General features: G+C 68.4%; 18 protein-coding genes and 4 pseudogenes. 12 read left to right on the forward strand and 10 right to left on the reverse strand.

All coding sequences use genetic code 11. The features are described from left to right. Positions 1-1,694, reverse strand: a 1,694-nt coding sequence (locus AQJ27_RS15360; RefSeq protein ID WP_079065003.1) for a tetratricopeptide repeat protein, incomplete at its 3' end; no start/stop codon positions are given. A 491-nt stretch (positions 1,695-2,185) separates the two neighbouring features. On the opposite strand from AQJ27_RS15360, the gene AQJ27_RS15365 reads away from it, so the two are divergent. The 3 genes from AQJ27_RS15365 to AQJ27_RS15375 are packed head-to-tail and all read left to right on the forward strand — an operon-like array spanning position 2,186 to position 4,860. After that, positions 2,186-2,539 carry a hypothetical protein gene (locus tag AQJ27_RS15365; RefSeq protein WP_067368064.1) on the forward strand — a complete coding sequence of 118 codons (354 nt, stop codon included), beginning with the start codon at positions 2,186-2,188 and terminating at the stop codon, positions 2,537-2,539. Beyond that, positions 2,536-3,831 carry a WXG100 family type VII secretion target gene (locus tag AQJ27_RS58650; protein ID WP_235613514.1) on the forward strand — a complete coding sequence of 432 codons (1,296 nt, stop codon included), beginning with the start codon at positions 2,536-2,538 and terminating at the stop codon, positions 3,829-3,831. The genes AQJ27_RS15365 and AQJ27_RS58650 overlap by 4 nt, the downstream gene beginning before the upstream one ends. Positions 3,832-3,867: 36 nt before the next feature. Next, entirely contained in the window at positions 3,868-4,860 is a 993-nt protein-coding gene (locus AQJ27_RS15375; protein ID WP_235613515.1) for a hypothetical protein, read from the forward strand. 114 nt (positions 4,861-4,974) lie between these two features. On the opposite strand, the gene msrA is transcribed toward AQJ27_RS15375, so the two are convergent. Both msrA and AQJ27_RS15385 read right to left on the reverse strand, forming a co-directional pair. Further along, a complete protein-coding gene (gene msrA / locus AQJ27_RS15380; RefSeq protein WP_067368070.1) occupies positions 4,975-5,697 on the reverse strand; it encodes a peptide-methionine (S)-S-oxide reductase MsrA in 723 nt (240 codons plus the stop codon). 89 nt (positions 5,698-5,786) lie between these two features. After that, on the reverse strand, positions 5,787-6,905 hold the full coding sequence (locus AQJ27_RS15385) for a hypothetical protein (RefSeq protein WP_067368072.1): 1,119 nt from the start codon (positions 6,903-6,905) through the stop codon (positions 5,787-5,789). Between the two features lie 253 nt (positions 6,906-7,158). On the opposite strand from AQJ27_RS15385, the gene AQJ27_RS15390 reads away from it, so the two are divergent. Further along, entirely contained in the window at positions 7,159-8,313 is a 1,155-nt protein-coding gene (locus AQJ27_RS15390; RefSeq protein WP_067368076.1) for a cystathionine gamma-synthase, read from the forward strand. Positions 8,314-8,335: 22 nt separating this feature from the next. Here the strand turns inward: AQJ27_RS15390 and AQJ27_RS15395 are convergent, their stop codons facing one another. The 3 genes from AQJ27_RS15395 to AQJ27_RS15405 form a co-directional block, all read right to left on the reverse strand. Beyond that, the gene (locus tag AQJ27_RS15395) at positions 8,336-8,584 is read right to left on the reverse strand and encodes a hypothetical protein (RefSeq protein WP_067368077.1); all 249 of its coding nucleotides are present in this window, start codon (positions 8,582-8,584) and stop codon (positions 8,336-8,338) included. A 100-nt stretch (positions 8,585-8,684) separates the two neighbouring features. Then, the gene (locus AQJ27_RS15400; RefSeq protein WP_067368079.1) at positions 8,685-9,203 is read right to left on the reverse strand and encodes a sigma factor-like helix-turn-helix DNA-binding protein; all 519 of its coding nucleotides are present in this window, start codon (positions 9,201-9,203) and stop codon (positions 8,685-8,687) included. Positions 9,204-9,437: 234 nt separating this feature from the next. Next, positions 9,438-9,941, reverse strand: a complete 504-nt coding sequence (locus AQJ27_RS15405) for a MarR family winged helix-turn-helix transcriptional regulator (protein WP_067368082.1) — start codon at positions 9,939-9,941, stop codon at positions 9,438-9,440. Positions 9,942-10,106: 165 nt separating this feature from the next. Between AQJ27_RS15405 and ilvA the strand changes: the two genes are divergently transcribed. The 5 genes and pseudogenes from ilvA (at position 10,107) to AQJ27_RS15435 (ending at position 14,968) form a co-directional block, all read left to right on the forward strand. Further along, entirely contained in the window at positions 10,107-11,336 is a 1,230-nt protein-coding gene (gene ilvA, locus AQJ27_RS15410) for a threonine ammonia-lyase (RefSeq protein WP_067368086.1), read from the forward strand. A gap of 232 nt (positions 11,337-11,568) precedes the next feature. Beyond that, the gene (locus tag AQJ27_RS15415) at positions 11,569-12,681 is read left to right on the forward strand and encodes an ATP-binding cassette domain-containing protein (protein WP_167552117.1); all 1,113 of its coding nucleotides are present in this window, start codon (positions 11,569-11,571) and stop codon (positions 12,679-12,681) included. A gap of 91 nt (positions 12,682-12,772) precedes the next feature. Further along, a complete protein-coding gene (locus AQJ27_RS15420) occupies positions 12,773-13,579 on the forward strand; it encodes an ABC transporter permease (RefSeq protein WP_067368089.1) in 807 nt (268 codons plus the stop codon). Positions 13,580-14,251: 672 nt separating this feature from the next. Then, a pseudogene (locus AQJ27_RS15430) lies at positions 14,252-14,593 on the forward strand (transposase family protein); the annotation flags it as partial. Between the two features lie 33 nt (positions 14,594-14,626). Further along, the gene (locus AQJ27_RS15435; protein ID WP_079065004.1) at positions 14,627-14,968 is read left to right on the forward strand and encodes a hypothetical protein; all 342 of its coding nucleotides are present in this window, start codon (positions 14,627-14,629) and stop codon (positions 14,966-14,968) included. A gap of 527 nt (positions 14,969-15,495) precedes the next feature. On the opposite strand, the gene AQJ27_RS15440 is transcribed toward AQJ27_RS15435, so the two are convergent. After that, positions 15,496-15,966, reverse strand: coding sequence for a PH domain-containing protein (locus AQJ27_RS15440; RefSeq protein WP_067368094.1), 471 nt, complete (start codon positions 15,964-15,966; stop codon positions 15,496-15,498). Positions 15,967-16,281: 315 nt separating this feature from the next. On the opposite strand from AQJ27_RS15440, the gene AQJ27_RS15445 reads away from it, so the two are divergent. Next, entirely contained in the window at positions 16,282-16,881 is a 600-nt protein-coding gene (locus AQJ27_RS15445) for a hypothetical protein (protein ID WP_067368096.1), read from the forward strand. On the opposite strand, the pseudogene AQJ27_RS58655 reads toward AQJ27_RS15445, so the two are convergent. Further along, positions 16,867-16,983: pseudogene (locus AQJ27_RS58655) on the reverse strand (IS5/IS1182 family transposase); the annotation flags it as partial. The gene AQJ27_RS15445 and the pseudogene AQJ27_RS58655 overlap by 15 nt on opposite strands. 356 nt (positions 16,984-17,339) lie before the next feature. Continuing rightward, positions 17,340-18,059, reverse strand: coding sequence for a tetratricopeptide repeat protein (locus AQJ27_RS15450; RefSeq protein ID WP_341866077.1), 720 nt, complete (start codon positions 18,057-18,059; stop codon positions 17,340-17,342). Positions 18,060-18,461: 402 nt separating this feature from the next. Between AQJ27_RS15450 and AQJ27_RS52105 the strand changes: the two are divergent. Together AQJ27_RS52105 and AQJ27_RS15455 are read left to right on the forward strand one after the other, a co-directional pair. Continuing rightward, positions 18,462-18,669: pseudogene (locus tag AQJ27_RS52105) on the forward strand (transposase family protein); the annotation flags it as partial. A gap of 478 nt (positions 18,670-19,147) precedes the next feature. Further along, positions 19,148-19,694 (forward strand): annotated as a pseudogene (locus AQJ27_RS15455) (ABC transporter permease); the annotation flags it as partial. A 116-nt stretch (positions 19,695-19,810) separates the two neighbouring features. On the opposite strand, the gene AQJ27_RS15460 reads toward AQJ27_RS15455, so the two are convergent. After that, positions 19,811-20,488, reverse strand: a complete 678-nt coding sequence (locus AQJ27_RS15460) for a GAP family protein (RefSeq protein WP_067368102.1) — start codon at positions 20,486-20,488, stop codon at positions 19,811-19,813. Positions 20,489-20,844: the final 356 nt, after the last annotated feature.

The following is a 20,844-nucleotide window of genomic DNA, read 5'->3' on the forward strand; positions in this document are numbered from 1 at the left end:
ATGTCGAGGGTCTGGCGGTGCAGGTCGGCGGCCTGCGCATGCTGCCCGAGGTCGTTCAGGGCGTTGGCGAGGTTGGTGCGGCTGTCCAGGGTGTCGGGGTGCTCAGGATCGAGAAGGCGGGTTTCGGCATCGAGCACGATCTGGTGCAAGGTGAGCCGCTCCGCGTGGAGACCGGCGCCAGCCAGGACATAGGCCAGGTCGTTGAGTGCGTTGCGGGCGTCGATGAAGGGCAGCAGGCCGTCTGGGGCCAGCAGGAAGGGAAGGTGGGGTGCGAGCAGTCGGGCAGTGGGCCAGCCCGAGCGCCCGGCCTGGCGGATCTCCGCGACGGCGGCGACGAGGCGGTGCGCGACAGCCCGCCGCCACGTACTGACATCGGGAGACTCGGCGGTCAGGGCGAGAGCGTTGATCTCGCGGACCAGTGGGTGCAGGGCCACAGTGGGAACCTCACCGCTCTCCAGAGCATCGGAGGCGCCGAGGAGTCCGTAGCGGTGCAGCCCGCCGAGTGCGGCATCAAGCTTCACCTGGGTGACCGTCTGTCCGGTGGCAGTCGCCAGCAGGTCGGGGGTGATGAGGGAGAGCGGGATGGGCGCGTCTGCGTAGAGTGCGAGCAGCCGCAGCAGGGGGCGCGCCAGCGGGTGCTCTTCCCCGGCCAGCTGGTCGAGGGAGAGTTCCCAGGTGTGGCGCACCACTTGCCGCGCGACCTCGGGGTCTGCGGCGTTGGGGTCCTCCGCGCCCAGGAGAGAGGGAAGGTCTTCTTCCAGCGCCTGCTGGTAGGCGGTGAACGTGCGGTACCGGCTGGTCGGCCTGATCAGATAGGCGCCAGCCGCGTGCAGCGCCAGGGGCAGACCACCCAGGCGAGCGGCCAGGGCCTCAGCCTCCTCCGGCATGCCGGCGCCGGGGGCAGCATCACGGAGCACCCGCCCGGCCGCCCGCGCCGTCAGCGGGGCCAAGTGCACGAGCTCGGCGCACGGGCCCCACGTAGCGGGTGCGGTGTCACGGCTGGTGAGGAGGAGGAGCCCGCCGCCGTGAGGGCGGACCCAGCCGCGGTAGTCGCTGACCTTCTCTGGTTCTGGCCCGATCCTGCTCGTGTCGTCGGCGTTGTCGATGACCAGCAGCCACTTGCGTACGTCGGAGAGCTGCCGCCACACCACGTCCGGCAGGTTGTCGTGACCGGCGCGGGCCTGCTCCAGCACGCCCAGGGGCAGGCCGCAGGCCAGCGCAACCTGGGTTAAGTGCTCCGCCAAGGCGACCGGGTCGCGCCAACGGATCCAGAACACCGCGTGCCCGGCCTTCTCTGCCTGCGCGCACAAGGTGGCCGCCACGGTGGTCTTCCCGATGCCGCCCGCCGCACAGACCACCGCGAACCGGCCGCCCGGCCGGTGCAGCATCCCAGTGAGGCGGCCGAGCTCGGTCTCACGACCATGGACGCGATCGACAGGGACATGCGGCGGGCGCAGCGAATCCAGGGAGGCGGACGCCAGCGGCCCGACGCGCGGCAGTTGGGCAGGCGGCGGTTCGTCCAGGCGCCTGCTGAACAGCCCCAGACCGACACTGAGCAGAGCCATCCCCGCGAACACCGGCCAGATCACCCACGGATTCCGTGCCCAGGCGGGAGCAAACTCGCTTGCGTAGTTCGTCACCGGCCCCAGCAGCACCATCACGATCGCCAGGGCCCCGGCAGCCAGTGATCCCAATCCCGCGCGCCGTCTTTGCCGCACCCTGCGCCCCCTTGGCTTGCCGCTGTGCCGACACCAGAGTGCCCGAGCAGCACCATGAACGACACCCGCCGAGACACCGTCAGCGAGGAGAACCGTTACCTCAAAGGAGTCGGGGAACCGCTCCTGGCACTCAACCGACTAATCGTGAGACCGGGCGATGGGAGGAGGGCGTGATCGGCTGGAGCGAACTCAGCCGATGCCGTCCGCCTTGGCGATCCCCGTCGGGCAGGAGCGGCCCCAGTTCGTTTCCGACGGGCTACTTAGCTTGACTCCCGTCCCGCCGAGTGCGTCCTGCCATGTGACCCGTGATCGCCCAGCGAGTCGCAGAGTGAGGACCTGGCTGGTGACTCAACTCACCAGACCGAGGGATTCTTTGCTGCGCCTTTATATGGCTCGCAGTCGCGAAGATCGGTCCCTGGCTAGGATCGCACGGTCGAACAACCGTCAGAGGGGGCGGATGCGAAATCATGGGCGATGCAGGCGAGATACTCGACATCAAGATCGCTGATATCAAACGGACGGCGCCTCAGTTCCACCACGAGAGCGTTGCTCTCGCGCACGCACTCACCAAGCTGAAGACCGCTCTGTCGGCGGCCGGGGCGCCCTGGGGCGACGACGACCAGGGTGAAGCCTTCCATAAGGCGTACGGCTCCCACGTCAAGCAGGTCGAGCACTCCACCCAGATCCTCATCGATGGGCTGACCAGCATCCACACCGCCATGGTCGACATGGCCGACGGCCACATCGACAACGAAGAACTCGTCCGAGACATGTTCAGCCGGATCCACCTCCCGCACGACGCCGAGGGCCACCGTAGGTGAGCGTCGCCGACAAGGCCCGCAAGATTGTCCAGGACATGACGGGCATGTGGTGGCCCGCAGCGGACGTCGGCGGGCTGCGGGACGCCGCGAAGGCGTGGCGGAACTTCGCCGACGACGTCGAGGACGTCACCGCCGGAGCCAACAGGGCCGCCCGCTCTCTCATCGAGCACAACAAGGGCGAGGCCATCTCCGCGTTCAACGACCCCTTCTGGCGCCGTTATTACCACGACAAACACGGCTGGCTCAAAGACCTGGCCGACGCCGCCCGGGACATGGCCAAGGCGCTGGACGCCTACGCGGACGCCATCGCGCACGTGAAGAAGAAACTCGAGCACCAGCTCGAGATCGCCGGCGCGACCCTCGTGGTAGGTACTGCCCTGGCCTTCGTAACCTTGAGCCTGTCAGAGGGCGCCGCCATCGCGGCCGCAGCCGCGGTCTCGGAGATGGCCGCCGGCCTGGGCGTCGCGGTGACCACCGAGGTCGCCACCATCGCGGGCACCACCCTGGCCACCGCCGCCTTTGCGGGCGTCGAATCCGTCGCCGTCAACCTGGCGGTCGCCCAGCCGATCGCGATCGCGACCGGCGAGCAGAGGGGTCTCAGCCTCGACGAAGCAAGTGGAGCAGCCACCGACGGGATGCTTTACGGCGGCATGTTCGGCGCGGCAGGAGGCACGGCGCAGGCCGTCGCCGAGAGCGGCGGTTTCCAGGCGGTTTTCGGTGACTCTCTACGCCTGAACAGCCTCGCACTTGACCAGATGGGCAAGTCCCGCACCTGGAATCTATTGCGGAGTGAAGACTCCAAGGTTCCGCTACCTCCGACGAAGCCCGGAGAATACGAACTTATATCCGGTGATCCGGTCTATTTCGGGAAGAGCACCACCACGATCGGCTACGACCAGCGCACCCTGAACAACCTGCAACGCGTCGCCCGGCTGCCGGGTGTTCACGACGTAGTCGTTCACGGGACGAACGAGGGCGTATTCCTGCCCGGGCGCGTCAACATGGCGGGGAAGACACTGACGAACTTCGAGGTGCATCCGAACAACGTCGTGGACGCGATCCGGAGCAATCCCAACTACCATGGCGGGCCCGTTCGTCTCATCTCATGCCATTCCGGTGCTGACGCAAGGCCGCCAGAGTTGCCACTCGCACAGTCCGTGGCCAATGAGCTAGGCGTTCCCGTGTACGCCCCCACGGACAAGGTGGGCACTTCACCCGACCTGGGCCTCAATCAGACCCCCACGATCGGTAACAATGGCTACTGGCGCACCTACCTGCCTGTGTCCCACTGAGCCCACGGTTCGACTGGAGAGAAGATGATCAAGCGAGTGGGCTTCTACCGGGAGCTCGGCGGCCATGGCGACCCGTCGGCTTCCGCCCCTTCGCTCCGCGATGCGGTCAGGGCTGCCGGGGAATGGGACGAGGACCAGATCGTCGCCTACCTGGAATCTGCCACCGAGATCTACTCCACCATGGGGGCGGAGCGGGACGTCATCGCGGGTGATGACTGGATCCCTGGCGCCGGATCGCTGGTCACGGACGGATCGTGGCTGTGGCTGGTCGAGCTCGCCTACTACGTACGCAACCACCACATGGCTCTTCCTTCTGATTTCGTCGACCACATCCGAGCCAACGGCTACGTAAGCCCGTCGCTGTCTCACGAGCAGTCCCTCAAGATCTTCAACGAGTACTTCGACCGGGACGCCTCGCACGGCGCCACCGCACCACGCTCGACCCTGAGGCCGTTCTTCACGTGGTACCTGCCGGCACTGACCAGCACGTCAAGCGCTGCACTGATCAAGCAGCTCGGAGCAGCTGGCCTCTCGGTCGCGCATCCACTCACGGATGCGCTTTTCGGTTTCCGCGAGACAGTGGAAGGCCGGAAAGGGCCGCTCATGGGCGGTCCCGACGTACTGGCCGCGTCCTTGGCCGACGGCCAGTACCGCGACGTCGAGTTCCAGTGCTGGATGGGGTACGACCAGTCCCTCGCAACACATGTACGACGGATCGACCCGTCAGCTCAGAAGGTCACTTTCCAGATCGCCGACGTCCCCGAAGCCGATCGCGAAGATGCCGTTGCCGCGCTGGTACGAACGCTGGACCAGGACGCGGCGCACTGCCTCGGATTCGTCATCGACCGCATCGGCACATCCGGTGAACAGGACTGGGATCGCGTCCTGGTGGGTCACGGGGGGCAACTGGCCGTCTTGCCGGACATCGTTGGGATTCGGCGGGAGCGCCTGTCCGCGCATCCCGAGTTCGCCGCCGCGCACTGCACGGAGTACGGTCCGCTCGCGGTCTTCCATCGTCCGGAGCGATGAACTCTGCCTGACCATAGAAGGCGGGGTTGGCCGCTGATCGCTCGACGAGGTGCCGACCGACCGTGGCATCGTGGACGATTCAGCGACGCCAGGGCCGGTCGGTGATCTTGCAGGCTACTGCTCGGTGGATTCCGGTGCCGGTGCAACCCCCGTCGGGCAAGACGCTCCCCAGTTCGTCCCGAACGGGTCACTTAGCTTGACCCCCGTCCCGCCCAGCCCGCAGTACCCGTCCGGGTTCTTGCTGTCCGAAAGGTACTGCTGGTGATAGCCCTCGGCCGGGTAGAAGGTGCGGCCTTCCGCGGGGAGGAGGTCGGTGGTGATGGTGCCGTAGCCGGAGGAGGTCAGGACCTTCTGGTAGGCGTCGCGGGAGGCGGCCGCGGTGGCCGCCTGGGCGGGGGAGTGGGTGTGGATGGCGGAGCGGTACTGGGTGCCGACGTCGTTGCCCTGGCGGAAGCCCTGGGTCGGGTTGTGGGACTCCCAGAAGACCTGGAGGAGGCGCTCGTAGGAGATCAGGCCGGGGTCGTGGACCACGCGGACGACCTCCGTGTGGCCGGTCAGGCCCGAGCAGACCTCCTCGTACGTGGGGTGCTCGGTGAAGCCGCCCTGGTAGCCGACCAGGGTCGTGTACACGCCCGTCGGGAGCTGCCAGAACTTGCGCTCGGCGCCCCAGAAACAGCCCATCCCGAAGTCGGCGATCTCCAGGCCCTCGGGGTAGGGGCCGAGGAGGGGGTTGCCGAGGACGGTGTGTCGGTCGGGGACCGTGAAGATCGGCTCCGGGCGGCCCAGCAGTGCCTGTTCGGCGGTCGGGAGCTGAGGGGTACGGCTGTGCAGGAACATGCGGTCTCCACGGGGTCACAGGGGCACGGGGCCGGGGCGCCGTGGTGTTCAACGGGTGAGCCCCGGCCGGGATTCCGGGGCTCGTACGCTCAGCGGGGCAGTGACGCCGGCGTTCCGCCGTTCGCCTCGTAGCCCGCCACCGCCAGGGCGCGGTAGAGCGCGTAGTCCGCCGCCGGGTCGGGTGTGAGGGTCCAGGGGAGCGCGCCGACGTGGCCGTCCACGTGCACCAGCTGGTTCATGGCCTCCGCCCAGCGCTCGCCGCGGACCAGGAAGAGCACCAGGAGGTGGCGCACGTGCGCCAGCATCGGGTCGTCGGGGCGGGCCGCGTGCACCGCGTAGAGCGCGCCGTGGACCGCCTTGGTGACGACCTCGCTCTGGTAGAAGCTGCGGACCAGGTTCACCTCGGGGAGGTGCTCGAAGACCGCGAAGAGGGGCATGGCGGCCAGCAGGGAGCCCTGAGGGGCGCGGGCCGCCGCGGCCTCCGCGAAGGAGTACGCCACCTCGCGCGAGCCGTGCCACTTCTCGCACCAGTAGTGCAGGGCCGCCAGATGCGCGCCCATGTGGGCCGGCGCGCGGTCCAGGATCTTCAGCCAGAGCGCCTCGAACTCCGGCCGGGGGTACGCGAGTCCGCGGGCCACCGACAGTTCGATGATGTACGGGACCGGGTCACCGGGGGAGAGCAGGGCCGCCTCGCCGCATGCCGTCCTCGCCTCCTCCATGATGATCCGGAACTCGTCCGTCCCCGGCGTCGACGTCCGCCACGCCTGCTGCACGAGGAACTCCGCGTGCACCGCCGCGCCGCCCGCGTCCTTGGGCTTCTCGGCCCGCCACACCCGCAGCCACTGCCCGCCCGGCGTCTCGCTGACCCCGCCCGGACGCCGCTGCAGCTCCAGGGACGCGGCGCCGGCGAAGGCCTGCACCCGCTGCCAGCGCGTCTCGCCCGAGATCTCCGTGCCGGCCAGGAGCTGCGAGGCCGCTTGGTACTCCTGCGTGCGCTGCACCAGGTCCAGGACGTCCAGGAGGTCCCCGTCCGGTCCGGGCATACGGATGTCCAGCTCCTCCTGACGCAGGAATCCGTAGTTCGCCGGGTCCGCCGCGTCCGGGTCGCCGGGCGATACCAGCTGAATGCCGGTGCGCCTGCGCCTGAGGACCGGCAGCAGGACCAGGCTGAACATGGCCAGCGCCATCAGGACCCAGAGAATCTCCATGCCTCAAGCGAACCAGACGGGTCCGACAATTGGCCAACCCGGTCCGGTTCCGGTCCGGTACCGGCCCGGATCGCAGACCACGAGGTGCCCCCGCGTAGGCCACGAGGTGCTCCCGCGCAGGCCGAAGGGCGCCCCCGTGCAGGCCACGAGGTACCCCCGCGCAGGCCGAAACGCGCCCCCGTGCAGCCCGTGAGGCGCCTCGCGGGGGCCGTGAGCCGCCATCAGGCCCGCGGGCGCACTACGCTCGGGACCCATGAGCGACAGGCACATCAGTCAGCACTTCGAGACCCTCGCGATCCACGCGGGCAACACCGCCGATCCCCTCACCGGCGCGGTCGTCCCGCCGATCTACCAGGTCTCGACCTACAAGCAGGACGGCGTCGGAGGGCTGCGCGGCGGTTACGAGTACAGCCGCAGCGCCAACCCCACCAGGACCGCCCTGGAAGAGAACCTCGCCGCCCTGGAGGGCGGTCGTCGCGGCCTCGCGTTCGCGTCCGGACTGGCGGCCGAGGACTGCCTGTTGCGTACGCTGCTCAGCCCCGGCGACCACGTGGTCATCCCGAACGACGCGTACGGCGGTACGTTCCGCCTCTTCGCGAAGGTCGTCTCGCGATGGGGCGTCGAGTGGTCCGTGGCCGACACCAGCGACCCGGCCGCCGTAAGGGCCGCCCTCACGCCGAAGACCAAGGTCGTGTGGGTGGAGACCCCCTCCAACCCGCTTCTCGGCATCACCGACATCGCCGCCGTCGCGCAGATCGCGCGCGAGGCGGGCGCCCGGCTCGTCGTCGACAACACCTTCGCCACTCCCTATCTGCAGCAGCCGCTCGCGCTCGGCGCGGACGTCGTCGTGCACTCGCTGACCAAGTACATGGGCGGTCACTCGGACGTCGTCGGCGGCGCGCTGATCGTCGGCGACCAGGAGCTCGGCGAGGAGCTGGCGTACCACCAGAACGCGATGGGCGCGGTCGCCGGGCCCTTCGACTCCTGGCTGGTGCTGCGCGGCACCAAGACGCTCTCGGTGCGCATGGACCGGCACAGCGAGAACGCCACCAAGATCGCCGACATGCTCACCCGGCACGCGCGCGTGACCCGCGTTCTCTACCCCGGACTTCCGGAGCACCCCGGTCACGAGATCGCCGCCAAGCAGATGAAGACGTTCGGCGGCATGGTCTCCTTCCAGGTCGAGGGCGGCGAGGAAGCGGCCGTCGAGGTCTGCAACCGCGCCAAGGTCTTCACCCTCGGTGAGTCCCTGGGCGGCGTGGAGTCCCTGATCGAGCACCCCGGGCGCATGACGCACGCGTCCGCCGCCGGCTCGGCCCTGGAGGTCCCCGCCGACCTCGTCCGCCTCTCCGTGGGCATCGAGAACGTCGACGACCTGCTCCAGGACCTGCAGCAGGCCCTCGGCTAGACCCAGCACCGGCCCCTCGGGGTCACCAGCCCGTCAGCGGTGGGGTCGTCTGCGAAGGCGGCTCCACCCAGGGACGGGCCATGGACGCCCACACCACGAAGGCGACGGCCGCGGCGAACAGCAGCAGCCACATCACCCGCCGGGCCAGCGTCCTGCGGCGCAGCATCCGGCTCCCGCGGCGCACGACGTCCGCGTACAGGTCGGGCGGCACGGTGGGCTGCTTCTGCTCCAGCAGCCGCCGTACGTTCGCCTCGCGCTCGGGCAGGTTCACGACCGCACCACCGCCCTCACGACGGCACCACCGTGCTTCACGACGGCACCACCGTGCTTCACGACGGCACCACCGTGCTTCACGACCGCACCACCGTGCTTCATGACGGCACCACCTTCGCCATGGTCGGTGCCGGTCCGCGCGGCGGGTGCAGCAGTGTCGTCATCGCCCGGGCACAGATCGCCCGGACCCGTTCCACGGGGAGCCCGAGCAGAGCCGCCGTCTGTTCCTCGGCGACCCCCTCGTACATCCTCAGGACCAGGATCAGCCGCTCCTGGGGCGTCAGCCGGGCCAGGACGGCGACGGCGCCGGCCCCGGAGGGAGATGGGGATGGGCGGGAGCGTCCCAGGGCCCCGTACTGGTGCCACGCCCCGCGCGCGAAGCGGACGGCCAGCTGCTGGCGGGCCCGGTCGTACGGGTCCTCACCGCGCAGCCGGTCCCAGGAGGCGTACGTGTGGGCGAGTGCCAGCGTCAGCAGGCGCCGCGCGCGCGGGTTGGCGTTCGGCGGCTCCGCCGTGAGCAGTGTGGCGGCATGCAGCAGCCGCCCTGCCGCGCCCGCGACGAACGCCTCGAACTCCCGGGCCCGGCGGGCGTTTTGGAACGCGCGCCGTTCTCGCACCACGCCTCCCGCCCGAGGACGACCCTGACGGAACCAAGGGCCCGGCCGTGTACGACGGGCCGCACCGTGTGCGACAAGGACCCGGTCTCATATGAGGCCAGACGCGGCCCCGCGGTCAAGAGTCCGGCGGGCACACACGTGTGAAGCCGAAAGACACGCGCGGATGAAGCCGCAAGCACACGCGCGTGTGAAGGCTCAGAAAGGGGCGGGACGGTCGGGAAGCCGACGGGAGGGTCAGGAAGCCGGCTGCTCCCCCGCCGCGCCCCCCGGCGTGGCCATCCGGGACGAGAGCGCGCTGTTGAAGCGCGTGAGGAGCGAGCAGAAGGCCTCGCGCTCCTCCGGCGCCCAGTCGTGGGTCAGCTCGGCCATCAACTGACGCCTGGAGGAGCGCACTTCGTCGAGACGGGACTGCCCGCGCGGCGACAGCTGGAGCACCACGGCGCGTCCGTCCTCGGGGTGCGAGGTCCGCTTGACGAGACCGGTGTCGACCAGCGGGGCCACCTGCCGGGTGACAGTCGAGGAGTCGATGCCCATGCTCGCGGCGAGCGCCTTGACGCCCATCGGGCCTTCCTTGTCCAGGCGGTTGAGCAGCAGGTATGCGGCGCGGTCCATGGAGTTGCGGACCTGCCCCACCCCGCCGAGCCGGGTCTGTTCGGCACGGCGCGCGAACAACGCGACCTCGTGCTGAAGCGTGTCGAGGAGACCGGTGTCACCGACGGTCGTCATGTCCATCGACATTTCTGGTGTTGTGGGCATGGCCGGGGGCTCAATTCATGCGTGGGGAGCTGGGTTGGGGGAAAGGGTACGCGGCCCGGACGCGGGTCGTACCGACGCTGAGTAAAACCGGTCTCGGCCCGTGGTCACACCAGGAGTCCTCGGGTGTGAACTGCGAGACTGGTGGTCATGAGCTACAGCACGGCCGACTCCATGCCCAGGGTGACTCTGGACGACGTACGAGGCGCCCAGAAGATGCTCACGGGCGTGGCGCGGACGACCGCGATGGAGGGCAGCAGGTACCTGTCCCAGCTGGTGGGCGCCCCGGTGCACTTCAAGTGCGAGAACCTCCAGCGCACCGGCTCGTTCAAGTTGCGTGGCGCGTATGTGCGAATCGCCGGGCTGCTTCCGGAGGAGCGCGCCGCGGGGGTGGTCGCGGCCAGCGCGGGCAACCACGCGCAGGGCGTCGCCCTCGCCTCCTCGCTGCTCGGCGTGCGCTCCACGGTCTTCATGCCGACCGGCGCCCCGCTGCCGAAGGTCGCGGCCACCCACGACTACGGCGCCGAGGTGAGGCTGCACGGTCAGGTGGTCGACGAGACACTGGCCGCCGCGCAGGAGTACGCGGCCGAGACGGGCGCGGTGTTCATCCACCCCTTCGACCACCCCGACATCATCGCGGGTCAGGGCACGGTCGGCCTGGAGATCCTGGAGCAGTGCCCGGAGGTGCGCACGATCGTCGTCGGGATCGGCGGCGGGGGGCTGGCCGCCGGCATCGCGGTCGCGGTGAAGGCGCTGCGCCCCGATGTACGGATCATCGGCGTGCAGGCGGCGGGGGCGGCGGCGTATCCGCTCTCGCTGGCGGCGGGGCGCCCGGTGTCGATCGACAACCCGGCGACGATGGCCGACGGCATCAAGGTCGGACGGCCGGGCGATGTGCCGTTCCGGATCGTCGAGGAGCTGGTGGACGAGGTCCGCACGGTGTCGGAGAGCCATCTGTCGAGCGCGCTGCTGCTCTGTCTGGAGCGGGCCAAGCTGGTTGTCGAACCGGCGGGCGCGAGCCCCGTCGCGGCGTTGCTGAGCGAGCCCGGGACCTTCGAGGGCCCGGTCGTCGCGCTGCTGTCGGGCGGCAATGTGGACCCGCTGCTGATGCAGCGCATCCTGCGCCACGGCATGGCCGCGAGCGGCCGCTACCTCGCGGTCACGCTGCGGCTGACGGACCGTCCCGGCGCTCTGGCCACACTTCTCGGGGTGTTGTCAGTGGCGGACGCTAACGTCCTCGACGTGAGCCACGTACGGACCGATCCCCGGCTCGGGCTCACGGAGGTGGAGGTCGAGCTGCACCTGGAGACGAAGGGTCCGGAGCACTGCGCCGAGGTCGGCCGCGCCCTGCGCAAGGCCGGCTACACGGTCATCGACTGATCGGCTGATCGACCGACATCCATCGTTCGAGGTCGGGCATCGTGCGAGGTCAGGGCCCCTGTCCTCGAACCTCGGAAAAATCTGTTGAGTAACGCGATACATCGCGTTACGGTGTGTCGTGCCCAGTCCTCGCCCGGCCTCTCGCTGCGCTCGTCGCAGCCTGTGAGGCGGGACGAGACGGGCAAAGGTAAGAAGTTACCGTGAAAATTCCCCAACGACGTGGAGAACTCACATGCCAGGCGCCATCTATGCCGAAGGCCTGGTGAAGACCTTCGGTGACGTAAGGGCTCTGGACGGCGTCGATCTCGATGTCCCGGAAGGCACCGTCCTGGGCCTGCTGGGACCGAACGGCGCGGGCAAGACGACCGCCGTCCGCTGTCTGACGACCCTCCTGCGCCCCGACAGCGGCAAGGCGGTCGTCGCGGGCGTCGACGTGCTCAAGCACCCCGACGCGGTACGGCGCAGGGTCGGCCTCTCCGGACAGTTCGCGGCCGTCGACGAGTACCTGACCGGCCGCGAGAACCTCCAGATGGTCGGCCAGCTCTACCAGATGAGGGCGAAGGCCGCGAAGGTCCGCGCGGCGGAGCTCCTCGAGCAGTTCAACCTGACGGAGGCCGCCGACCGCCCCGCGAAGACGTACTCGGGCGGTATGCGCCGCCGGCTCGACCTGGCCGCCGCGCTGGTCGTCTCACCGCCGGTGATGTTCATGGACGAGCCGACGACCGGCCTCGACCCGCGCAACCGGCAGCAGCTGTGGGAGGTCATCAAGCAGCTGGTCTCCGACGGTACGACCCTGCTGCTGACCACGCAGTACCTGGAAGAGGCCGATCACCTCGCGCACGACATCTGTGTGGTCGACCACGGCCGCGTGATCGCCCGCGGTACCGCCGACCAGCTCAAGGCGCAGACCGGCGGCGAGCGCGTCGAGGTCGTCGTGCACGAGCGTGAGCACATAGCGACGGCCTCGGAGGTGCTCCGCGGCTTCGGCAAGGGCGAGACGACCGTCGAGGAACACACCCGCAAGCTCACCGTGCCCGTCACCGGCGGCGCGAAGCTCCTCGCGGAGGTCATACGCGAGCTGGACGGCCGCGGCATCGAGATCGACGACATCGGGCTGCGCAGGCCCACGCTCGACGACGTCTTCCTCTCCCTGACCGGGCATGTCGCCGAGGTGAAGGACGAGGAGAACGGGGTGGCGGGGGACACGAGGGGCCGCAAGCCGAAGAAGGACCCGGCGAAGAAGGACCCCGCGACGGACCCGGCGAAGAACGAAACCGCGCAGAGCGAAACGGCGCAGACCGAACCAGCGCAGAGCGAAACCGCGCAGACGGAGGCCACGAAGTGAGTGCCGTGAATCCTGTTCGCTCGTCTCGGTCAGGTTCCATCTCGCCGCGCATCCGCGACCGGCGGCCCAACGCCTTGAAGGAGCAGGCGAAGTGAGCGCTGTGAACGATTCCCTGGTCATCGCCCGCCGGAACTTGATTCGGATGACCCGGATTCCCGAAATGATTCTGTTTGGGCTAATTCAGCCAATCATGTTCGTGGTGCTGTTCACGTACGTGTTCGGCGGTTCCATGCAGATCGGCAACAGCGCCAATCTGGACGTCTACAAGAACTTCCTGATGGCGGGCATCTTCGCGCAGACCGTCACGTTCGCCACCGCCAGTTCCGGTGCGGGCATCGCCGACGACATGCACAAGGGCCTGATCGACCGGTTCCGCTCGCTGCCCATGGCGCGCGGCGCGGTGCTGACCGGGCGTACCGTTGCGGACCTCGTGCAGACGGCCTTGACGCTGTTCGTCCTCGCGATCGTCGCGTTGATCGTAGGTTGGCGCCCCGGCTCCGTGGAGACGACCAACTTCGGGAAGATCTTGGGCGGCTTCGGCCTGCTGCTTCTTCTGGGGTACGCCTTCACGTGGATCGGCGCGCTGATCGGCCTGTCGGTGCGCACACCGGAGGCGGCCACCTCCGGCGGACTGATCTGGCTGTTCCCGGTGACCTTCATCTCGAACGCGTTCGTGGACTCCAGCAAGATGACCCCGTGGCTGCGTCACATCGCTGAGTGGAACCCGTTCAGCGCGACCGTTCAGGCGTGCCGCAAGCTCTTCGGCGACCCAGGCCTGTCCCCGTCAGATGCCTGGCCGATGCAGCACCCCGTGTGGGCGTCGCTGATCTACTCGATCCTGATCATCGTCGTCTTCCGCACGCTCGCGGTCCGCAAGTACCGCCGGGCGACCAGTTGATGGCTCCGTCTTCCCGGATTCCTTTCGCGAAAGTCGGCTAGGTTGCCGTTGGCCTGGGTGCGCCTAGGGACACTGACCCATCTCGAAGTCCCCCCACGAGATGGACGCTGTTGGTCGATTCCGCCCCGCCGATCTCATCTGGCGAGGCGGAATTACCAAACGGCGTCCCGTTTCCACGGGAGGGGATCAGGGTCCTGTTTCATCCTGGAGTAACAGCACCCGACGGCGCCTCAGCCGCCCCCGAGGGGCCGGTGATTGCATGCTCAGCACCTTCGCCTTGGGGCCGCTCAGCACCTCCGTGAGGTACTGCCGCACGATCTTTCCGAGCAACTCTCCTATGTGGACCCGTTCTCGGTATGTGGCTTGCCGAAACGCAAGGTACTCCTCAGCGCTCAGTATGGCGTGCATCGATCGAGCGTCAGGGTGCATGTAACCGCAGCAGATCAGACGCACACAGAAGCCGAGCCTGGTGTCTCGGACCTTCGGCGTACGCCACGGGTAGTGGGGATAACCCTTGAGCTCCTCCCTGCAGCGGCCGAGGACCTCGAACATCTCTGTTTTGTTCCTGTGCTTCTCCAGGCCGTAGTGATGCCGGAACCAGTCGTGCCGATCAGGGTCGGCTATTTCGCGCTGGGCGCGCTCTACGCGCCTCGTGATGCCGGCGTAAACTTCCCGGCCCTGGCGGGCGCGGTCCACGACATCAGGGCAGCCCGCTCCCATGGCCTGCTCGACGCCCTCGACGCCCTCGACACCGGCGGCATCCGGTGTTGGGCCGACAAGGCGTACCAGGGCTCCGGCCCCGCCGTCCGCGTCCCCTTCCGCGGCCGCTGGAACAAGCACTCCGCCGGGAAGAAGGCCGTCAACCGTGCCCACGCGAAGATCCGCGCACTCGGCGAACAGGCCATGGCCACCCTCAAGTCCTGGCGCCTGCTGTGGAAGCTCCGCTGCAGCACCACCCGCATCACCGACCTCGTCAAGGCCGTCCTCACCCTGGAGCTGACCGCCTCAACCTGAGGAGGAAGCCTCACTGCCTTCTATACTCCTGGCGTGTTTGATACGTCGAACCTCTTCCACGTTTCATCCATGCTCAATCGGCAGTCGATCGCACAGCATGGCCTGGATTGGGCCCGGATGAGCGCCGCACCGGGAATCGCCGGCAGCCGCCGCCCTGAGGTGGAGGGGATCTTCGTCTGTCGGGGCGAGGAGGAAGCAGAGTTCTTCCTTCAGATCAACAACACCGGTGGGCCGGTTGATCTCTGGTCCGTGGACGGCATCGATGAAGGGTTGCTCCTCGACAACGGCAACGGATTCGTCTACCTGCCCGGCCGCATACCAGCCGCGCGAGTCCGCCTCGCGCGATCAGACGTTCCTCCGCAGCTTGGTTTTTGACTTCGCGCGGCGGTGCGGCTGGGGGCAGGCCCACGCGGAATCTGACTGCGAGCTCGGCGAAGGTGTGGTTGCAGCGCAGGTGCGCCAGCCTCGTCAGCGCCTGGCGGCTGCAGGTCAGCCGCCGCCGGGTGCCGATCAGTCGTCGCCGAGCGGCCAACCCCCGCCGCAGCAGCCGCAGTGCGGAATTGGACAGATGCAGCCCGGATGGGTGGGCAATGACTCGGGGGCTCTAGGCGGAGAAGGTTGCTGTTAGCCGACAACCCATCTACCTGGGGCTTCGTTGTCCTGTCACCGCAACCCCTCGATCTCACAGCCAGGTTGGAAGGGGGCTCAGTAGTGCCAGGCTCGCGGGCAAGTCCCGAACGTGGTCGTGGCCCGCGGAGAACGGTCGGCTGCTGCGCACCCAGATCGACCACGTCTTGGTGAGCCGGGATTTCCAGGTGGACTCGGCGCACTTCGTTTCGCTGCCGGGCTCGGACCATCGGGGTCTCGTCGTCGAGCTGGAACTGCACGCGGCATCCAGGTAGTCATGGGGTGCCGGGCCTGTAGTGATGGTGTGCTGCGCGCAGGGCGCGCAGCTGGTCCTCGAAGCTGAACGCGTCCACGGAGCCGGCGTACGGCACCGGAAGCCAGACGGCTTCGCCGCTGTGCAGCTTGGCCACGACACGGAGGTTGTGGGTGCTGAGGCGGCGGTCGCCGGGTTGCACCCGCAGGTCCTCGAAGCGGTCGATCTCGTTCCATTCCAGTCGGTGCCACCGCAGCACTGTGCGGTACCGCAGCCCGTCCTGGCCCGCCTCCAGGCGGCGCCCGAGGAACCCGAAAGCCGTTATCAGGGTCCCCGCGGCGAGGACCGAGGAGCAGCCCACCCACTGGTCGTGCCCCGGAACACCGAGACCGGCCGCGCCCCCTGCCCCGATCGCCGCAAGCGCGGCCAGCGCGGTTGCCCAGCGTGCGGACGCGCCCAGGATGCGGAAGGACAGCTCAGCATTGCTTGTCATCCTGGTGATCCTTCCATCCGCCTGCCGCCGTGCGTAGATCCCGTCAGGCCGCGATGTGATGACCATGCCCCCCCGGTGCGGGACGGCACGGTCGTCCACGGCTGATCTCAGCGTCTGCTGTCGCCGGGCGCGGGCAGGCTGGCCCGACACCCTGCCCGCCCTCGTTCTTGGCGCGATCCGTCGGACAATCAGGGGCTGCATGCACCTCGTGCGTCGCTGTGCTTAGGGCCTGTCCGGCGGATCTTCGTGGCGTCCCCGGTCGCATACGCTGAGGCCGTCCCTTCTGATACCCGGCGCCCCGTCAAGGAAGACCAGTTGACTCCGCATTCCCTTGCGTTCTACATGGACGTGGTCGCCTCCGGAACGGTGCTCGGTGCCAATCCGACGGACAGTCCCGACCGGGTGACCGCGATGCTGGGTTCCGATTTCGCCGAGAACTCCCTTGACGACCACAGCATGTGGCGCGACTACGGAATGGCTGAGTTCTTCTGGATTCGGGAAACACCGGACCATCCTTGGGAGGGGCACCACTTCACCTTGCAGGTGCATCGGCTGTCGCACTGGGGCGGCAGCATCGTCAACAGGGCAATTCGCGACCAGTACGGGCGCTTCGACCGCCACCTCCGGTTCGACAAACTGGAGCGGCTGCTGGGGAAGCGCGGTATACCCCTGGAAGACGCCCCGGACGTGAATGCTCCGACCTTCACACGGCACTGGCAGCCTGTTTCACGGGTGTCCGTCATGGTGTTCCGGGCTCACGAAGAATGGCGACAGCGTCGGCGTGGCGACGACCGTATCGGAGATGTGTACACCATCCAGTCATCGGTGAGTGCCGAAGGGGTGGCGCGGGATAGGGAGCGCTACGGCCGTCAGGACAGCCGGGAGCTGTCCGGCAGGTCCTCATCGGAGCCATAGCCGCATCGCGGCGAGGGCGACGGTGCCGTGGAAGACATACGCTCTCTTGTCGTACCTGGTCGCCACGGCCCGGGAGCCCTTGAGCGCATTGATCGTCCGTTTGCCACGCTTCATGATCACCTTGAGCCTTGGGTCAACTTCGGACGTCTCCTCGATCGGTCGAGCGCATCTGGTCCTGTCGGAGCACACTCCATCTCCTACCTGAAGCACAGTGAGTGCAGCGGGTCGTGCCGCCCTGCTGCAGCCAGCCGGGCCGCAGACAGGAGGCAGGCCGCGCCGAGCGTGGGCCTTGATCAGGTAGGAAAATCAACGATGCCCTCCTGAGGCACAGCCGTCTGTGACCGGACAGCCCGGACACCGACACCCTGAGCTGTCCGGGCCGTTTGTGCAGATGAGGGGCGTAACCGGACAGTCGGACACCTGGGACACCCCTGTCCGGAGTCGAGGTGCGCGTCCGATCAAGCGCCGTCTATTCGGTCGAGCAGAGCCTGAGCCTCGACTGTGCGGCGATGGTCCGGGCCGAATGAGGCCAGACAGGCATCGTGAACAGCTGTGGCCTGAAGGCGAGCTTCGGCGCCGCGGCGTAGCCCCACGAGGGCGGTGGCTACGGCCAGCTCGATGGCGCCCGTCTCTGGGCGGATCTCTTCCGCGGGCAGGCTGCGGCACAGCTCACGGGCGCCCTCCGCCTCGACGAGGGCCTCCTCGTGGCGGGCTTGACCGTTGAGGCTGCGTGCCAGGCCGAGCCGCAATGCCAGAGTCAGTCGGTCCGGTTCACGATAGGCGGCCAGGATCTCGCGGGCGCGTGCCTCGGCCTCCGGGTGGCGCTCCTGCGCGCTGAGAGCGAAGACCAGCCCGTTGCTGGCGGCCCTTTCTACGTTTTGCAACTGTTCCCCTGTACCGCGGCTCGCGGTCTGGGCGACGGCCGCACACTCTGCCTCACACTCGGCGTACCGACCGAGCTCGGCCAGCGTCTGGGCACGGTCGGAGCGCAGTTTCAGGGTCTGCCAGTGATCAGCTCCGAAAGTCTTTCCGACGGTCGGCAGCACTTCGTCGTATATGGCGAGAGCGTCGGCGTGGCGGCCCTGGGCGCCCGTCGCGTTTGCGGTGATGCTCAGTGCCAGCGGTGCGTACGTGTCATCGAGTGGCAGCGACCGGGCCACGGCACGGGCCTCGGTCACCGCCTCTGCGTAGCGCCCGGCCCTGTACAGGGCCATGGCCCGCGACACAGGGGGTTCAGTCGTCCGCTTGGCGCGCGGTCGGAAGAGTCTCATGGTCGGAGGATATGGATAGGTCGGCTCCGCGGGTCAGCCGACCGTGGAGGCGCGCGTGTGCCTCGCTGCACCCCGCCGACCTGAGCACGCTGTTGCCCGTCGAACGGAGCAAGTGGCACTGAGCCCTTTCCAACCTCCCGCGTCGGCAGGGTAGTTGGCCTGACAGACGGATGAAGCCCCTGCTAGATGGGTTTTCGACCGAGAGAACCGTCTCCACCAGAGGCTTCGCATGCTTGTTTACCCGTCCGGCGTCGACGTGTTCAGCTCTGCCCTCCGCTGTCGTCCCAGCGGCCGAAGCCGTCCACGTTGCACGGCATCATCGACGCTCTCGCCGAGGCCGGCATCACCTGCTGGGCGGACAAGGGCTACCAGGGCGCGGGCGGCACGGTCCGTCTCCCTCGCCGCGGGCCGATGGGACAGCCTTTCCACCGGTCAGCAGGCCGTCAACCGGTCCCATGCGAAGGTCCGGGCACTGGTCGAACAAGCCATCGTCACCCGCAAGTCCTGGCGGCTCCTGGACCTGCGATTGAGGAGTTGCTGCGCACCCAGGGCCGAGAGATCGGCCCGCGCTCAGGCGCCGCCATCGAGTGACGAGGGCGCGCCGACGCTCCTCCTGAGACGGGCGGCGAGGAACACCCGGAGGCGACGGTGCGCCATCCCGATTTGCGTAATGGGTCGAGGGCGCGCTGGTGGTGGCTGCGGCGCTGGCTGCCGCGACGTCGTCCTCAGTCGCATATGCCTGTGCCGGCGCCTGACTGGGATACCGGGGAGATCCCTCCCTCGCGACCCGGGGGCACGGCGAGCGCCCGGCGTCGGTTGATCTCGCGCGACTAGCGCACGCCTCTCTGAGCAACGTGACTTCTACCTAAACGAGTACTCAAGCCGCACACCCCCTTCCAGTGGGCGCCCTGACCACCCACTCACCAACCGGGGCGATATCGAGTCGGCACCCGTGAGCGAACACGTCCGCACCCTCATGCGCACCTGCTGGCACCCGCTCGCTGCCCATGGCGCGCGGCGCGGTCCTGACCGGCCGGACCCTGGCCGACCTGGTGCAGACGGCCCTCACCCTGGTGGTCCTCGCGGTCGTCGCCGTCCTGGTCGGCTGGCGCACGCACGAGAACTTCGGGAAGGTGCTGGCCGGTTTCGGCCTGCTGCTCCTGCTCGGCTACGCGTTCTCGTGGATCGGCGCGCTGATCGGCCTGTCCGTACGCACCCCCGAGGCGGCCACCTCCGGCGGCCTGATCTGGCTGTTCCCGCTGACGTTCATCTCGAACGCGTTCGTGCCGTCGGAGAACATGCCCGCGTTCTTGCGGACCATCGCGAACTGGAACCCCTTCAGCGCCACCGTGCAGGCCTGCCGCCTTCAGCGCCACCGTGCAGGCCTGCCGTCAGCTCTTCGGCAACCTCCCGGCGGGCTATCCGGTGCCGGACGCCTGGCCCATGCAGCACCCGGTGTTGGCCTCGTTGCTGTGGTCCGTGCTGATTGTCGTGCTGTTCCGCACGCTCGCGGTACGCAAGTACCGCCGGGCAGACGCTTGATCACGGTTCTTCGCCGCACCCCCCGCGTGGCACTTGGCTCCGCCTGACCAGCAAGGATCGACCAGAGGCCCCGGCAGACGCCGGGGCCTCTGTCGTTGCCTGCCAGGAGGTGAGGATCAGGAGGTGAGGACGGAGATGCCGTCTCCGAGCAGCTTCAGCCCGAGAACGAAGAACAGGACTGCCATCACGGCGACATTGTGCTGGGCCGCCCAGTCCTTCCAATTGCCGAGCGTGGTTCTGGCCCGCTCTCCTCCGAGCAGGAAGACTCCCAGTGGGGCCAGCAGGCCGAGGGTGGCGATCAGGACGAAGATCGCCAGCGATGCGATCTGCTGCCCGACCGGCAGTCCGGCTGAGCCGATGGAGGCGGCCGCGGCGATGGTCAGCGGGGCGTTCTTGGCGTTGAGCGCGGCCAGGCCCAGTCCGAGTCCGAAGACCTTGACCGGCGTGAGGCGGTCGATCGCGCCCATCCACTTCGGCAGCTGGGCTTGTGAGGCATCCTTCGGCCGCCGGTGCCATTGCCGGGCACTGAAGAGGACGAGGAGCAGGCCCAGAGCGAGCTTGAGGGCTCCCACCCACGTGGCCGGTTGATTGTGGGCGGAGGCACCCGCGGGGGAAGCGATGGCCAGCATCACCGCGCCCAGTGCCGAGAGTCCCAGGATCCAGCCGACGGTGAAGAGGGGGCCGTTGAGACGTCCCCGAAGCGTGGCGAGGATGAGGATGATGGCGATGATCGGGAGCGGGCTGATCGCGACGCCGGCCGCAAGACCCAACACGTCACCGAGAACTTTGCCCATGATTACCTCCTGGTGGGTGGGTCAGGGCGGCGATCGAGTCGAGCAAGGCCTGGTGAGAGTGGGTGACCCAACTACCTGGGCGGCCGGCTGTGGGACTGTCATGGGCATACGCCGGAACTGCTGGGGGTCCTGGGCCAAGGGCGCAGCCATTCCGGAAGTGGTCGCCATGACCGCCGAACTCCTTGGCGTTCCGTCTTCCTGTCCATCTTCCTGCGCCATTCGGGATCTGTCCTCGGGAGCTCCCCGGAACGCGGGGACCCTGGCCTTGGCCGGGGTGCGAGGCGATGTGTGTGGATCCAGGATTGGTGGTGAGGGCGATGGCGTCTCATGTCCGAGCGCCTGGCGACCCTCGGACC

Source organism: Streptomyces olivochromogenes (genome assembly GCF_001514115.1).
Classification (GTDB): domain Bacteria; phylum Actinomycetota; class Actinomycetes; order Streptomycetales; family Streptomycetaceae; genus Streptomyces; species Streptomyces olivochromogenes.